This is a genomic window from Pedobacter sandarakinus (assembly GCF_026240095.1).
GTDB classification, from domain to species: domain Bacteria; phylum Bacteroidota; class Bacteroidia; order Sphingobacteriales; family Sphingobacteriaceae; genus Pedobacter; species Pedobacter sandarakinus.
In genome coordinates this window covers 354,211-370,533 of the sequence record NZ_JAPIVG010000005.1, presented here as the reverse complement: position 1 = coordinate 370,533, position 16,323 = coordinate 354,211, and the positions used below count along the sequence as shown (strand labels likewise).

Below are 16,323 nucleotides of genomic sequence, written 5' to 3'. Positions count from 1 at the left end.
CATCACCAACTTACCAACTAACCAACTAACCAACTAACCAACTAACCACCTCACCAACCCATCACCTCACCATAAATGTCAATCGCCATCAAAGTAGAAAATCTATCTAAAGCCTACCAACTCGGCCAGATTGGCACCGGAACCGTTAGTCGTGATTTGGAGCGTTGGTATGCGAGAATGCGTGGGAAAGAAGATCCCTTTCTGAAAATCGGGGAAACGAACGACAGAAACACCAGGTCTTCAAGTAATGTAGTCTGGAGTTTAAAAGACATCAATTTTGAGATTGAGCAAGGTGACGCGGTGGGCATTATTGGCAGAAACGGCGCCGGAAAGTCGACCCTATTAAAAATTTTAAGTAAAGTTACTGCTCCTACAACCGGTAAAATATCTGGTAAAGGTCGTATCGCTAGTTTACTAGAAGTTGGTACTGGTTTCCACCCTGAATTGAGTGGACGTGAAAACATCTTTCTGAATGGTGCCATATTGGGGATGCGGAAAAAAGAAATTCAAAGAAAGCTTGAAGAAATTGTAGATTTTGCGGGTATCGAACGCTATTTAGATACACCTGTAAAGCGTTATTCGTCTGGCATGTATGTCCGCCTGGCTTTTGCCGTAGCCGCCCACCTGGAAAGCGAAATTTTGATAGTGGATGAGGTATTAGCTGTGGGCGATGCTGAATTTCAAAAAAAATGCTTAGGCAAAATGGGCGAGGTAAGTAAAGGTGAAGGGAGAACGGTGTTGTTTGTGAGTCATAATATGGGGGCGATTCAGAAACTTTGCTCAAAAGCTATAATATTAAAAAATGGACTTATTGCCTATAATGGTGAAGTTGAAAGAGCAATTAAAAAATATATTGATGTTGAGATAGCCTCTAACTCTGTTTACAAAATACCTGTAAAGCCAAATATTCAGGATCTTGCTGCCTCTGCCTATGAATTAAGAATTGAAGATACAGCTGGCAAATTACTGTCTGAGATACCAGTTGGTTTGGGCTGGCAAATTGTAGTCGACTTTATAATTAACAGGCCCATTGAACATTTTATAATTGCTATTGGTATTTCTAACAGTTTGGAGGTGAACATTCGTACCTCATGGAGTCAACAACAAACTTTGGCGCCAGGTAAATATACTGCCATTTTTAAAGAGAGTCACCTAATCTTTGCAACAGATACCTATCATATTAACCTGGGCTTATCATCTTATGAAAAATCCATACAGTATATAGAAGATGTGGCATCGTTCACCATATCTGACGCTATATCTTCTGATCTCGATGAAAGTATTATAAGAACAGCAGGTACAGGATTGATTTTAAATCCGATGGAAATTCATATTCTAAACCAAAGGCTTTGATTTACAAAATTAAAAAACATATTAGGAGGCTAATTGAACCTATCGAGAATAATCAATTTGGCAAAATATCCTTCTCACAAAGTGGAGAAGACTTAATTGTAGAGTTTATTTTCAATCAGTTAGGAATTGACCGTCCAAGCTATATCGATATTGGAGCTCATGATCCTTTTTATCTAAGTAATACCGCCCTTTTTTATAAAAAGGGAAGCAGGGGTATAAATATAGAACCTGATTTTGACTTGTTCAACAAGATTGCTATTACTAGAGTCCAGGATATAAATTTAAATATTGGTGTTGGCGAAAGTACCGATGTATTAGATTTTTATATCATGAATGTACCGACATTGAATACATTCTCATTGGAACAAATTGACTTATACAAAAGTGAAGGAGAGTACTTTGTTAAAGAAATCAAGAAGGTTAATATTGATACAATTAAAAACGTTTTAAATAAACACAACCAAGGAGTTTTTCCAGACTTTCTTTCACTTGATGCAGAAGGCATTGATGAACTTGTTATCAAAAATTTAGATTTTTCAAATCAGCCTAAAGTGATCTGCGTCGAGACCTTGTCATTTTCAAGTTCAGGAAATGGTATTAAAAACACTAGTCTTATTGATTTTATAAAAGAAAATGGATATATCTTATATGCTGACACTTACATAAACAGCATATTTGTTTCAGAGAAGTTCTGGAAAAGTCAGAACATTTAAATAGCACATGCCTCTATACCTGAAGATAAAGCGTAAAATTAAGTCTATTTTAAACGGCAAAAAAAATCAAAATACCTTTAAAATTGACTTTGAAAATTTCACGTCTCTCAATCAAAATAAAAGATTGACCTGCAATTGGAGTGATATTTATCCCTGTTTAAACGATAACACAACGGAAACTGGCTTTGATGCTCATTATGTATATCATCCTGCCTGGGCTGCAAGGATAGTAAAAGAAATAAATCCAAATAAGCATGTTGATATTTCTTCCACACTTCATTTCTGCAGTATACTATCAGCCTTTATTCCAGTAGACTTCTACGATTTTAGACCAGCAAAACTGAATTTAACCAATCTAAATTCATTTAAAGGGGATTTGTTAAATTTGCCATTTGAGGATAATTCTATTGAGTCAATTTCTTGTATGCACACCATTGAACATATAGGACTTGGAAGGTATGGCGATCCGATAGATCCTGATGGAGACTTAAAAGCACTTTCAGAACTTAAAAGAGTATGTGCCGTAGGAGGAAATTTGCTCCTAGTAGTTCCTGTTGGAATGCCAAAAATAGTCTTCAATGCACATCGAATTTATGACCCTAGCTACATCAAAGATCAAATGGATGGATTCAAATTAAAAGAGTTCGCCTTGGTAACTGATAGTAATGAATTTGTAAACCACGTTTCTTTGGAATTTGCCGCTAAACAAAGCTACGGCTGTGGTTGCTATTGGTTTCAAAAAAAATAAATGGTTATTGTAAAACTTCAAGGCGGTTTAGGGAACCAGATGTTTCAATATGCAACAGCAAAGGCAATTGCTGATAATCGCTTATATTTAGATAATGATTTTCTAAACGAACACCGCTTTTCTAATGATCAGTTTACAGGAAGGAAATTTGAGCTTTCCATCTTTAAGAACATAACCTTTAAAATGCCAAATCAAATATCAAAATACTTCACCAAAATGGGTATTCGATATTTTTCTAAGTATATATATCAATCAGAAAATAATGAATTCATAGATTTTAAAGCAATTAAAGAAGCGAATTTATATCTAGATGGCTACTTTCAAAATGAAAATTATTTTTCGTCAATCAGGACGCGACTGTTAGCTGAATTCAAATTTCCAACCATGTCTGCCATTAATGATGTGATTGCCAAAGAAATTTATCAGGATCCACATGCTGTAAGTGTTCATGTTAGACGCGGAGATTATTTAAAGCCAGCAATTCAAGCCTTTCATGGTATATTAGCCTTGGAATATTATTACCAGGCGAAAAATGAAATAGAAAAGGCAATTAACTCGCCTAACTATTACATATTTTCAGATGATATTGATTGGTGTAGAGAAAATTTAAGGTTTCCGGGGGCGAAGTTCGTATCTAACCTTTCGAGTGCAGGTTGGGAAGATATGTACCTGATGAGTTGTTGCAAACATAATATTGTAGCCAATAGCAGTTACAGCTGGTGGGGTGCCTGGTTAAATACAAATGAAACTAAAATCGTTGTTGCGCCAAAAAAGTGGTTTGTCCAAACTGAAACGGATATCGTTCCAAATCAATGGATCAAGGTTTAGTTTCAATCATTATGCCTGCATTCAATGCAGATAGGTTTATATCTGAAGCTATTGAGTCGGTTATCTACCAGACATATGCTAACTGGGAATTACTAATTATTGATGACGGATCAACAGATGGCACGGCAACTATCGCTAAGTCTTTCGCCTCATCAAATCGTAAAATCAAATATTTATATCAACCCAATGGTAAGCAAGGTAAAGCCAGAAATCTAGGTATCGCAAATAGTACTGGATATTACGTTGCCTTTCTAGATGCTGATGATTTGTGGACGAGTGACAAGTTAGCTGTGCAAGTAGCTTTGCTTCAAAGTGAGCATAATATAGATCTTGTATTCTCACGAGGATATCACCTGGCGGGAAAGATGATAAGTGATTTCGATGTTTTGCTTAAAAACTTTAGTTCTGACGAGGATTTTGAAGTGATAGCAGCGCAAAACCCAATACCCATACTCTCGGTGATTTTGAAAAAATCTATATTGAGCACCAGCAGGCCTTTTAGCGAAGACTTAAATATCCAAAACGCAGAAGATTATCATTTATGGCTCAAGCTTTTTATTCACAAATATACCTTTAAATCTATACCTGACCGACTATTCTATTATAGAGCTCACGACCAACAGGTAACGTACCAAAATCAGTTTTTAGATGCTCCTTTGTTTTATACCTTTCTAGATATATATGACTATGCTCCAATGCAATTCAGAAAAATAATTATCGAAAAGCTTAAGTGGAAAATTTTCGATGGCAAATTCTATGAAGCATGCATCTGCTTATTTCGTGATTATTTCAGAAAGAAAAACAAATTTTTAGCTGCCTGTATATATTTAATCTCATTTAGCAGAGCCATGCTGAACAGAAAAATAATCTTCAAACTTGTTTCAAAGTATGCTTAATTGATTGCTAAAGATATTCTAATAAAAAATTGACTGAAAATCCCCCCATATCCATTATAGTACCTTGTTATAATCAAGGAAAATATCTGCGAGAGACACTTAATAGTGTGCGAAATCAAGCATATCAAAACTGGGAATGTATCATTGTAAATGATGGATCGGCAGACGAAACACACGAAGTTGCAACATCATTTGTTGAAGAGGATTGTAGATTTAGATATTTTAGTCAAAGTAATATGGGTTTATCTGGCGCTAGGAATACTGGAATAAAGGTTGCTCATGGAGATTTTATTCAATTGTTAGATTCTGACGATCTCATTGAACAAAATGCGTTGAGCTCGAAAGTATCTCATTTAAAAGATCATGTTATTAATTACTCTAGCATGAAATATTTTGAAAGTGATAAACCAGAAGACTTAAAGATAGTCGGCAGGGAAGGTTTTATAGCGCATACTGAGCTAAAGTGGGATGACAGTCATGCAAGTCAGTATGAGTTACTCAAATTACGGAATCCTTTTGTTATATCTGCTCCATTATATCCGAGATTAGTTTTCGAACAGATAGGCTTTTTTGATATTAATTTATCCGCACTGGAAGACTGGGATTTTAATTTTCGATGTGTTCATGCTGGCTTTAAGTTTAACCATGTTTATGGCTCTGATGGAAGAACACTTATTAGGCTCCATGATAATAGTATGATGCGTAATCAGCAATTATTGGACATCAACTTTTTGAAACTGATCGCTAAACATGAGTTAAGACCAAAAGAGGACATCCGCCAAAAAAAACTTAAAGACTATATGAAAGATTTTATCCCACCAATCATTATGAGTTTAAAACGTAGATTATTCTAATTTTTTTATTGTGTCTAATTTAAACAAAGCAAGAGCAATAGCATTCTATTTACCTCAATACCACCCAATTCCTGAAAATGATTTATGGTGGGGAAAAGGATTTACGGAGTGGACAAATGTCGCTAAAGCAAAACCTCTATTTAAGAACCACCAGCAACCTAACCTTCCGTCAGATCTTGGCTTTTATGATCTAAGAGTGCCGGAGATCAGGGCGCAACAGGCGGCAATGGCCGAAGCACATGGCATAGAAGGATTTTGCTATTGGCACTACTGGTTTGGAAATGGAAAACAGCTATTGCAGAGACCTTTTGATGAGGTACTGGCTAGTGGTGAGCCTAATTTTCCTTTCTGCCTAGGTTGGGCAAACGAAACATGGACAGGTATTTGGCATGGAAATCCAAAAAAGGTGCTAATCCAACAAGAGTATTTGGGCATTGAAGACGATACGGCTCATTTTTACTATTTATTGAAGGCATTTAAAGACAGTCGCTATATAAAAGTTGATGGAAAGCCTCTATTCGTGATTAATGCACCAGAAAAATTACCTGATATCAATGCGTTCACTACGCTATTTAGGGACCTCGCAATGGAAAATGGCTTATCAGGATTATATATTGTTGCTAACACTGGCCTTGTAGATTGGGATCCTAATCTACATGGTTGCGACGCTGTAAACCTTATTTTACATGGAAATTTGTACAGGGGCATTCCAGATAATAAACGGTATCTCTATGCCAAATACAAAAATCAGTTTATAAAAAATAAATGGTTGAACAAGTGCTACGTGAAGTTAAGAAAAAGACCAGTTCAGGTTTATGACTATGAAGATGTGGCAGAATATCTTACACCAAAAGTTAAACCCAAATTCGATTTCTATCCATGTGTTCTTCCTAATTGGGATAATTCTCCACGATCGGGAATACGGTCTATGATTTTTAAAAATCCTACCCCAGCTGCTTTCGATGCCCATTTAAAAAATGCTTTAAGGCTAATTGAAGGTAACGCCGATGATAAAAAAATACTTTTTGTGAAGTCGTGGAACGAATGGGCAGAGGGAAATTATTTAGAGCCAGATCAAAAACACGGTTTTGCTTTTTTAAATGTTTTGAAAAGAAATATTAAAGAGAATACTTAATAGAAAACTAGAAGGACAATTCTCGAAAGGCCAATCTGGATTACGCAAAACATGTATCAAACCCCTATACTATTCTTAATCTTTAATAGACCCAACCAAACTAAAAAGGTTTTTGATGAAATAAAAAAAAGGAAACCTAAATACTTGTGTATTGCTGCAGATGGACCGAGGGTTGACAAACTTGATGAGATCAGCCTATGTAATAAATGCCGTGAGATAGCCCAACAAATAGATTGGGATTGCAAAGTGGATTTGCTTTTTAGAGCAGAGAACCTGGGCTGTAAAAAAGCAGTTAGTACGGCAATAGATTGGTTTTTCGGGTTATATGAAGAAGGAGTTATTCTGGAAGATGACTGTTTACCGAATGAGTCTTTTTTTCTATTTGCTGCATCGCTGTTGAAAACCTACCAACATGCACCTAACGTGATGATGATTAGTGGATCTAGTTTCCAAAACAGACCGTTGGACAGGTATAGTTACTATTTTTCGAAGTACGTGCATGTTTGGGGTTGGGCAACCTGGAAAAGAGCTTGGAAACACTATAGTGTAGATTTAGATGGCGATCATCGTGACGTTCAACATCACGTGATAGATAAAACTTTCAAGTCTGCTAAGGAGCGAGAAGCATGGAAATACAATCTAAGCCTAATACCAATGGGACTGGATACGTGGGATTATCAATGGATGTATAGCATATGGAAACATAACGGTTTAACCATAATTCCTTGGAAGAATTTGATATCAAATATTGGATTTGGAGCAAATGCAACCCATACTTTTGATGGTGATTCTAATCAGGCTAACATGTTACAGCATCACTTAGAGACAATTGACCATCCAGCCCAAATAAGGGTACATGCACATGCGGAATCTGTTGAGCGTTACAAAATCATTATCGATCCGGCTTACAAGATGATCTTTCAAAAATTCATTAATTTGAAACACAAAATTTCAAAACTTCTCCTCAGATGAGAACCGCTCAAACCCTCGTTGCAATTGTAATACCGATATATAAAGCACATCCAGAAGATGAGGAGTTACATGCTTTAGCACAATGCTTTAAAATTTTAAAAAAACACGAAATCATTTTTGTTGGCCCTGATGGGTTGAATACAATGATATATTCCAACCTAGCAAAAGAGAATAATATTCGTTTTCGTTTTTTATCTTTTGCTTGCAAGTATTTTGATGATTTATCAGGATACAACCAACTGATGCTTTCGCCACATTTCTACGAAACTTTCCTTAGCTACAAGTTTATATTAATTTACCAACTAGATGCATTCGTTTTTAGTGATGAACTAGAGTATTGGTGTAATCAGAATTATGATTTTATCGGGGCGCCTCAATTATTGCATGCTAACCAAAAGGGAGAAATGCAATTTCTCAAAACCTATTCTCGAATCGCCAAGATTTTTAATCACACAGTAAGAAATGTTGGTAATGGAGGCTTCTCGCTAAGAAAAACACATAGCTGTTACTTATTAGTGAAACATTTACGGAAACAGGTAGAGCGATGGAACAAGAATAACGAAGATGGATTTTTTAAATATTGGGGCAACATCCTATATCCAATTTTTCGCTTACCAAAAGATGAAACAGCAATGAAATTCTCAATTGAGATGGCACCCAGCACATCAGTGGCGAAACTAAACGGAAAATTACCTTTCGGATGCCATGCATACCAGAAATATGATTGGCATTTTTGGGAACCCTTTATTCGGTAAATAATACAGTCAATGCTCAACAGAGAAACCCATTTAGCAAGACTTTCTGACTCAGAGATTGGAAAAGGCCATTCTCTATACCTTCACTATAAATTTTATCACGAAGCGTTATTTCTTGCGATTAAGCAATATGCGAATGGTCAGTTATTAGATATTGGTTGTGGTAACATGCCCTATAAAAAACAAATCACTCCCTATGTTCAACAATATGTTGGCTGTGATATTATTCAGTCTAGTGATAATTGTGTTGAAATTTTGTGCCCTGCTAACCAAATTCCATTAGCAGACCAAACTTTCGATACTGTACTTAGTACACAAACGATCGAACATGTCGAAGATCATCAGGGTTTAGTAAATGAAGCTTACAGATTGCTTAAAGGCGGCGGCAATTTTATTGTAAGTGGCCCTATGTACTGGCCTTTGCACGAAGAACCATATGATTTTTTTAGATTCACGAAACATGGTTTAAATCATATTCTTACTAAAGCTGGCTTCGAAGTTCTGGCTTTAAATCCAAATGGAGGCAAATGGGCTGTTGCTGGTCAAGCACTTATACATGCAGTCTTCCCTACCCTAGTGAATATTAAAGGTTTTAAAGGTAAAATTGTTAAAATAATATTTCAGGCCTTGGGTGGTATAAAAACCATCAACTGGTTATTTTCTTATTTAGATCAAAAAGCACCTGATTATACCAATACCATGAACTACGTGGTAGTTGCACGTAAGCCAATTCAATAATGCAATCGATAATAACCGAATCATTACAAGAAATACTTAAACAACAATCCCTTAGTCTACCGGGTAAAACCAAGAGTTCACTACAACCAGTTGTTTACACAAGTGATGGTTTATTGGAAAAGTTGCCTAAGTTAAGGGGTGAAGAAAAAGGCTGGCCGTGGGATGATCAGGTTGATCCAAAAACTTATAATGAAGAGATTCCCTGGCCAAAGCTGACCATTGTAATGCCTTCTTTTAACCAAGGAGCATTTATTGAACAAACAATTAGATCAGTGCTTTTGCAAAACTATCCAAATCTTGAGTTCATTATTATCGACGGGGGTAGTACGGATTGCACCGTACAAATTCTCGAGCAATATTCACCATGGATAAGTTATTGGCAGTCTGAAAAAGACAATGGACAGGGACATGCCATCAACATTGGTTTCGGAATGGCTTCAGGCGACTATTATGCCTGGATTAATAGCGATGACTACTATACCAAGAACACGTTTTCGTTGGTAATGGCTGCATTTAAACAAAAGGGCGTTGCCTTTGTATACGGCCACAGTGCAAACTTCACTGTCGCCACGAAGACGCTACAAAAAGTAACAGTGCAGCCTTTGCTCGATTTTTTTATACGCATCCCAATTTTACAACAGCCTGCTTGCTTTTGGATCAAGACTATACATCAACCTGTGTGGGAAGACCTTCAATGCTCAATGGATTATGAACTTTGGTTAAGAATGGTAAAAGGGAAAAAAAAGCGAAGATTGCCACATATCTTGGCCATTGCCAACGTACATGATGAGGCAAAAACATCTAGTGCAAAAATGGGTTTATCTTGGAGGAAAGACCATGAATTGATATGCAGCCCGGAAGCACATGGACCGGTCTACCACTGGGATCTGCTGATTTTCCTAAATCGTATCTACCTTAAACTCATCAGCGTCTTTGAAAAATAAAATAAAGTCCTTCCTGTTTTTGCTAGAGAAAATATCCTTTAGAATACAGCTAATCATTTTTAAGCGAATTATTAGTAGTAAAAATGCATGGCGAATTTTCGATACCCTGCATATACCCGGCTTTGGCATAAATTTGCAACGAACCTATTTCCCTATATACTATGACCAGCTCTCGGAGCGTAATTCTTTTTCTGAAGCATTTACCATGCAACTGGTTTCAGAGTTAGCATCGCATCAGTATGAAAAAACTGAATTATATATTATTTCAGAAATTTCCGCTTTATCTGAGTTGCCTGCTAAAGAAACGCATCCTAGCCTTCCCTATTTAGATAATTATTTTTTTGGAATTCTTGATGCAGCTGTTCTTGGAGCGATGATGCGGCAGCTCAAACCTAAAAAAATCATCGAAATTGGATCTGGTATTTCCACCAGGTACATGCACCTATTTCGATCGAAGTATGCGCTAGAGGCTCAAATTATTTGCGTCGATCCCTTTCCAAGAGTTGAAATTGAACATGTTGCAGATCAGGTGATCAGATTACCTTTAGAGCAAGCTATCATACAAAATGCTTTCAATCTGGGCGAAAATGATATCCTGTTTATGGATGGCTCACATTATGTTTTTCAAGGAAACGATACTTTGATATTTTTCTTCAATCTATTACCGAATCTAAATTCTGGAACGGTTGTTCACATTCATGATATCTACTTACCATATGATTATGAACAAGGTGTATCGCAGCACCTTTGGTCGGAACAATATATTCTAGCCGCAATGCTTGCCTCTGGTTTAAAGGGTTACAGCGTGCTTTATCCTACTTATTATCAATCCAAACATAGCGGTAAACTAATAGAGCACCTTAAAAGAATTGATGATTCGCTTAGCGAAAAAAAATTCGAAAAAAGGACTGTCCACACTACTGGATTTAGCTTTTGGATGCAGAAATTGTAATGGAAAACATCACCTACGCACTTCTTGTGCCTTGCTATAATGCCGAACGGTACGTTGATGAATTTTTGAACCACCTTTCATTGTTATCTCGGCATTTCGATGAGGTGATCTTTTATGACGATGGCAGCACAGACAATACCTACCAGATACTAACGGAACGCAAACAGCAAGTTATTAAGGGCTTAGGCAATAACGGCCCGGGTTATGCCAGGAACCAGCTGCTCTCAAAATCGTCAGCTACATTTGTTCACTTCCATGATATAGACGATTTTATGCACGTGGATTACTTAAAAGAAACTTCATGGCTGGTTGAAAGTGCTCCCTATGATGTTGTCTTATGTAATGTAGATTGGTTGAATGAAGATGGCGAATTAGAGCGAAGTTGGAATTATTCTAATCACGACCTTAATGCCGATCCCATCTCCTACGCTATCAGTCATCCTATTGGAGGAATAAATGGTCTCTATAGAAAACAAACATTGATTGAAATATCAGGGTATAACACTTCATCAAGAATATGGGAAGATGCTGATTTGCACGTACGATTGGCGGGAGCAAATGCAAACTTCTTCGTTATTGAAAAAACACTTTGTCATTCCATCAGAAGAACAAATACGGCCAGCAATGACCAAACAATGGGCTGGAAGATCAGATTGGCTTATTTACAAGACTATAGCAAGTCATGCTTTAATGGTGAGCAACAAAAAGTAATCGGTATCGAAGCCCAAACTGTGGCGAGTAGATTGATTATGTTAAACGAAATACCAGATGCCATAACTGCATTGAAGCTAAGTGAAAAGTGTGGTATTCGAGTACCTAACAGTACAAAAATACTTTGGCGCTTATTAAAGACTATCTTATCTCATAATTTAATTATCAGGTTAAGGATTAGTCAACTGATGTTTTCGTTTAATAAAAAATTGTACCTGCATCTTGGTAAAATTTAAACTTAACTTCGGCAATGGGAAGTAATCCGATAACTAAAATGCTTTATCTGCTAAAGCGGTCTATCATCATCTTTTTTACGAAAAATCCGTACCGCATTGATAATTTCGCTAATGTCTTTCGGGATCAGGGTTTATCTATTGATCGGCCAGAAACGTTGAATTTTATTTTAAGTTATGAACATGGCGATGGTTTTCGCTATATGCGAAATGCGCAATCCTACGGAAACCAGCCTAAGCATAGAACCATTAAAAATAAAGACAGGTTCGTTGGTGATGTGATTTTTAAAGCGCCAGATAGAACAGTTTATAGTGTTTCTAACGGGAGCATATTTGGGCAATTGGGCTTAGTGTTTTCTGCAGAGAAAAGGGCCTATATTCTCGAATCCACACAGGAGTGGACGGTAGATTTGAAGTACTCCAAGTTGACCAATATAGTTAAGTTCCCGAAGCGAGAGATGATTGATGGTGTAGTTTTCTCTCTATTGACCAACGGCGCAGATGGAGGATTCTTCCATTTCATTCTCGAGTCGTTACCGAAGTTAGCGCTTTATAAACCTTTCCTGGCGAAGGATGCAAAAATTTTAATTAATGGACCGTGCACGGAATGGAAAATAAAATGGTTGTTGCTGGCTGGTGTAAGTGAGTCTGATATCGTTTGGGTTACTAATACGTCACACTATAAATGCAAACAACTCATATTCTCAAACCGGATAGTTGCTGATCAGCAAGTTAACCCATGGGCAATTGCCGTGCTTAGAAAACTGCTTACATTATCTTCAGGAAAGCTAGGGGTGAACAAAAAAATTATATGGCTATCTAGGGCAAAAGAAAAATCACGCCATATTCTCTGGGAAGAGCATATTTTATCGAGTTTGCCAATGATTCAAAAAATAGATCTGGCGCTGTATAATTGTGAAGATACCATTAAGACGATGCAAAGCGCTACCCATGTAATAGCACCACACGGTGCTGCCTTGTGCAACGTTCTATTTTGCTGTAAAGGCACAAAAGTTCTTGAACTTTTCGAACTAAATACTTTTTATCAACCCTGTTATAGCCGTCTTTCATCATTATGTGAGCTAGATCACCACGTTGCATCGTTAGATTTTGTTGACCAACAAAATGATACCAATGGTAATAGTCATTTAAGGGAAATTCTGGAACAATTCCTATGCTAAAACTGATCAATAAAATATTTAAAGGTTACCTTATTGCAAGGGGAATTAGTATTGGCAATCAAGTTACCTTACATCTCACGTCTACTATAAATAATAAAAATGGCTCCATCTCGATTGGTCCTCAATGTGAGTTGTCTAAAGGAACTATTTTGAAGGCATATGGTGGAAGAATCTCGTTGGCTAAGAACACATTTCTTGGCGAATATGTGTGTATATACGGGCACGGAGGGGTAGAAGTTGGAGAAAATACATTGATTGCAATGCATACTTGCATCGTAAGTTCTAACCATACTATTCCTAATAAAAAGGATTTGATCAGGTATCAGCCTGATATTGCGCTTCCAGTTAAAATTGGTAATGACGTATGGATTGGCGCCGGCTGTAAAATTTTAGGGGGTGTTACCATCGGGGATGGTTGTGTGGTAGGAGCCGGTTCGGTTGTTTCCAAAGACTTAGCTCCATATTCTGTGGCAATTGGTGTGCCAGCAAAAATTATTAGGTACCGAGAAGATGCAATATAATCAATTTAAAAAAGGCGTGCAGTTGAATAAGAAAATGATGCAAAAACGAAATTATTTTATAGATGATCTGCGTTTTATTGCAGCATTTATTGTCGTTGTTTTTCACCTCAACCAATCCTTTGCACATATCGATAACAGTTACAGCAATGTTGTTAGGTACGGCTGGCTTGGAGTACCCATATTTTTTGTAATCAGCGGTTATTGCATTATTATTTCTGCACATCACTCGGTTGATTTCGTTAAATTCTTCAAGAAAAGGTTCTTTAGAATTTTCCCAGCTTATTGGTTCAGTTTATTTATTGTTCTCTCTTCCGCAGTTGTACAAAAAATAACCACTGGTTATAATTCAGTCTCCAACATTCCAGACACCTTCAAAGGGATTATAGCTAACATAACCTTAACAACAGCACCCTTTACAAATATAAAGACTATGAATTGGGTATACTGGTCTTTAACATACGAGATATTTTTTTACATCATAATCGGTGTAATAATGATGTTTCATAAAAAATTCTTTCCGCGATTGCTAATATCCATTTCCCTTTTATCATGCTTAAATTTATCACCACAAGTCCATTACTTATTTTTCTTAGATAATTGGCCAATATTTTCTTTAGGTATCACAGCTTATTATCTTAATAGTTACACTAACAAAAAAGACTTCTATTTTATCGTTGCATTTTTTCTTATTAATTGCTCGGCCTGCTTTATTAATTTTCGTTATCAGCTCAACTATGTATTTGTCTCTCTCGTAACATTTGCGCTTATCGTATTTTCGAATTATTTTCCAATCAAAAAGACTGTATTTTCGCATCTAGGACAATATTCCTATTCTGTCTATTTAATTCATGTTCCAATCGGTGTATTCCTATTAGGTAGATTGAAAACACTGTCTATACAGCAAAATTTATTTCTAAATATTTTGTTTGACACAACAGTTTATTGCATTATTAGTGTGATTTCAAAATATATTTATCAATGCCTAGAAAAACCGCTTATTCGGTATTCACAATCATGAAACCAACTACGATAAATCCATAACTTAGTGTTAGTAACGGTCATACTACCAACTTACAATCCCGATTTAGAAAGATTGAATGCCACTTTGGGTAGTCTAAAAAACCAATCGTTATCGATAAATGATTGGGAACTCATCGTAATTGATAACAACTCTACAACGGCTGTCGAGGCCGATTTAAGTTGGCATCCTAACGCACGGCTGGTTAAAGAACCCTCCCCTGGTCTTACAAACGCCAGATTAAAGGGTTTTCGGATAGCTCAGGGAAGTATTATTGTTATGGTTGATGACGACAACATTATTGATGAAAGCTATTTAACATTGGTGCTAACATCTTTCATACAAAACGAAACGCTGGGAGCCATCGGTGGAAAATCGCTACCAAAGTTTGAAATCGAACCACCAGCCTGGCTGGCGGAATTTTATCCTTGTTTAGCACTCAGAGATCCTGGTGAAAATGTGCTTTTGGCTGGTTGGCAAAATTTTTATCCTGCTTTCGCTCCAATAGGTGCTGGGATGGCAATTAGAAAAGAATCGCTGGGGTTATATCTTGAAAAAGAACATCACATAAGCGACCGAATGGGCAACAGCCTCAGTTCTGGTGGCGACAACGACATCGTTCTTGAAATTTTGAAAGCAAGGTACCAGATCGGATACTTTCCAAACCTCGTCTTGCAGCACATTATTCCAAAAGAAAGGATGACAGTGAGCTATATATCGAGATTGATCCACGATTCCAACTGCTCTTGGGTACAATTGTTAAGATCACATGGAATTAGTCCATGGAAAAAAATACCCATTTATACGGTTGCACTTAGATCCGCTAAAGCTTGGTTTAAGTATAAAGCATGGAAAGGCAAAGAATATTTTATACGTTGGAGAGGTGCCTGTGGCACATTTAAAGGCTTAGCTAAATGATCAGCCGAATAAAAAATTCGCTTGCATACCGGCTTCCCAGAATCTATGAAATGCTTCTGCCTTTAAAATCGTTTAAAACTGAGAAACGAGCTGGCTTAGATTTAAATGTGATAATGATGACAGGGATGAATCACATTAATTTATCAAGGGCTTCTGTATTATCCATTGCAAAAACATGGAAACGTCTCCCTCGTCTCACCATTATAAGTGATGGCAGCATGAACGTTGAGCTGTTGCAAAAGAAATTTGCTTTTTGGAGAGGTGAGTTGAACTTAGAGCACTGGAAAGAAACCGAAGCCTATCATGCAGGTAAAACTGCCCTTCTAAATTATGCCGCAATCAATCCCTTCGGGAAGAAAATGGCAATCATCCTTAGGTTTGCATCATTGTATCCCATTATCTGGATCGACAGTGATATCTTGTTTTTTAAAGACTTTACCCAGTACATTCCAGCAAATAGTATCGGGGATGTGCTTGGGGGAATGGGCGATTGGCGAGCTGCTTATGATGACAGGTTACTGAAGTTATTTAATAATGATCTACACCAGTTAAAAAAATTTAATGCAGGATTAATATATGCCAGTGGCAGCAATTTTTACGAAAAATATGGATTGGAAGCTAAGCTATCTGCCATACACCCAAAATACGATTTTCTTTCGGAGCAGACCATCTTTGCACAAATAGCCAGTGAATCGTTAGGCGTAATTTGGGATGAAACCATTATTGGAAACCACGCGAAAGATACATTGAGCTTGACACCAACATCAGAAGACCACTTAGTTGGAAGACATTATACTAGCGACATCAGACAGCTATTTTGGCGTGACGCATTTTTAAAAAGCTGGTGATTTTT

The 16,323-nt window shown here is 36.9% G+C and carries 18 protein-coding genes; all 18 read left to right on the top strand.

Features of this window, described 5'->3' with window-relative positions:
* Nucleotides 1-75: 75 nt before the first annotated feature.
* Genes OQ268_RS15425 through OQ268_RS15345 form a run of 18 tightly spaced genes read left to right on the top strand, consistent with a single transcriptional unit; the run spans nt 76 to nt 16,318 of the window.
* A complete protein-coding gene (locus OQ268_RS15425) occupies nt 76-1,353 on the top strand; it encodes an ABC transporter ATP-binding protein (protein ID WP_265857385.1) in 1,278 nt (425 codons plus the stop codon).
* A complete protein-coding gene (locus OQ268_RS15420; protein WP_265857383.1) occupies nt 1,350-2,066 on the top strand; it encodes an FkbM family methyltransferase in 717 nt (238 codons plus the stop codon). The genes OQ268_RS15425 and OQ268_RS15420 overlap by 4 nt, the downstream gene beginning before the upstream one ends.
* Nucleotides 2,067-2,073: 7 nt before the next feature.
* Nucleotides 2,074-2,814, top strand: a complete 741-nt coding sequence (locus OQ268_RS15415; protein WP_265857381.1) for a DUF268 domain-containing protein — start codon at nt 2,074-2,076, stop codon at nt 2,812-2,814.
* Entirely contained in the window at nt 2,815-3,642 is an 828-nt protein-coding gene (locus tag OQ268_RS15410; protein WP_265857379.1) for an alpha-1,2-fucosyltransferase, read from the top strand.
* Complete coding sequence (locus tag OQ268_RS15405) at nt 3,627-4,538, top strand: glycosyltransferase family 2 protein (RefSeq protein ID WP_265857378.1); 912 nt, start codon at nt 3,627-3,629, stop codon at nt 4,536-4,538. The genes OQ268_RS15410 and OQ268_RS15405 overlap by 16 nt, the downstream gene beginning before the upstream one ends.
* A gap of 29 nt (nt 4,539-4,567) precedes the next feature.
* Nucleotides 4,568-5,392: a glycosyltransferase family 2 protein gene (locus OQ268_RS15400; RefSeq protein ID WP_265857376.1), complete on the top strand. Its 825-nt coding sequence runs from the start codon at nt 4,568-4,570 to the stop codon at nt 5,390-5,392.
* Nucleotides 5,393-5,402: 10 nt separating this feature from the next.
* Complete coding sequence (locus OQ268_RS15395) at nt 5,403-6,527, top strand: glycosyltransferase WbsX family protein (RefSeq protein WP_265857374.1); 1,125 nt, start codon at nt 5,403-5,405, stop codon at nt 6,525-6,527.
* Nucleotides 6,528-6,578: 51 nt separating this feature from the next.
* Entirely contained in the window at nt 6,579-7,499 is a 921-nt protein-coding gene (locus OQ268_RS15390) for a nucleotide-diphospho-sugar transferase (protein WP_265857372.1), read from the top strand.
* A complete protein-coding gene (locus OQ268_RS15385; protein ID WP_265857370.1) occupies nt 7,496-8,254 on the top strand; it encodes a DUF5672 family protein in 759 nt (252 codons plus the stop codon). Before OQ268_RS15390 ends, OQ268_RS15385 begins: the two co-directional genes overlap by 4 nt.
* Nucleotides 8,255-8,266: 12 nt before the next feature.
* Nucleotides 8,267-8,992 (top strand): class I SAM-dependent methyltransferase, encoded by a 726-nt coding sequence (locus OQ268_RS15380; protein WP_265857368.1) that lies wholly within the window; start codon nt 8,267-8,269, stop codon nt 8,990-8,992.
* Nucleotides 8,992-9,936, top strand: coding sequence for a glycosyltransferase family 2 protein (locus tag OQ268_RS15375; RefSeq protein WP_265857366.1), 945 nt, complete (start codon nt 8,992-8,994; stop codon nt 9,934-9,936). The genes OQ268_RS15380 and OQ268_RS15375 overlap by 1 nt, the downstream gene beginning before the upstream one ends.
* Nucleotides 9,926-10,888: a class I SAM-dependent methyltransferase gene (locus tag OQ268_RS15370; RefSeq protein WP_265857364.1), complete on the top strand. Its 963-nt coding sequence runs from the start codon at nt 9,926-9,928 to the stop codon at nt 10,886-10,888. Before OQ268_RS15375 ends, OQ268_RS15370 begins: the two co-directional genes overlap by 11 nt.
* A complete protein-coding gene (locus tag OQ268_RS15365) occupies nt 10,870-11,835 on the top strand; it encodes a glycosyltransferase family 2 protein (protein WP_265857362.1) in 966 nt (321 codons plus the stop codon). Before OQ268_RS15370 ends, OQ268_RS15365 begins: the two co-directional genes overlap by 19 nt.
* Before the next feature lie 14 nt (nt 11,836-11,849).
* The gene (locus OQ268_RS15360) at nt 11,850-13,013 is read left to right on the top strand and encodes a glycosyltransferase family 61 protein (RefSeq protein ID WP_265857360.1); all 1,164 of its coding nucleotides are present in this window, start codon (nt 11,850-11,852) and stop codon (nt 13,011-13,013) included.
* Nucleotides 13,007-13,534, top strand: coding sequence for an acyltransferase (locus tag OQ268_RS15355; RefSeq protein ID WP_265857358.1), 528 nt, complete (start codon nt 13,007-13,009; stop codon nt 13,532-13,534). The genes OQ268_RS15360 and OQ268_RS15355 overlap by 7 nt, the downstream gene beginning before the upstream one ends.
* On the top strand, nt 13,524-14,552 hold the full coding sequence (locus OQ268_RS17985; protein WP_407674009.1) for an acyltransferase family protein: 1,029 nt from the start codon (nt 13,524-13,526) through the stop codon (nt 14,550-14,552). The genes OQ268_RS15355 and OQ268_RS17985 overlap by 11 nt, the downstream gene beginning before the upstream one ends.
* Before the next feature lie 27 nt (nt 14,553-14,579).
* Nucleotides 14,580-15,470, top strand: a complete 891-nt coding sequence (locus OQ268_RS15350; RefSeq protein WP_265857356.1) for a glycosyltransferase — start codon at nt 14,580-14,582, stop codon at nt 15,468-15,470.
* Between the two features lie 50 nt (nt 15,471-15,520).
* A complete protein-coding gene (locus OQ268_RS15345) occupies nt 15,521-16,318 on the top strand; it encodes a biotin carboxylase domain-containing protein (RefSeq protein WP_265857354.1) in 798 nt (265 codons plus the stop codon).
* The last annotated feature ends 5 nt before the right edge of the window (nt 16,319-16,323 follow it).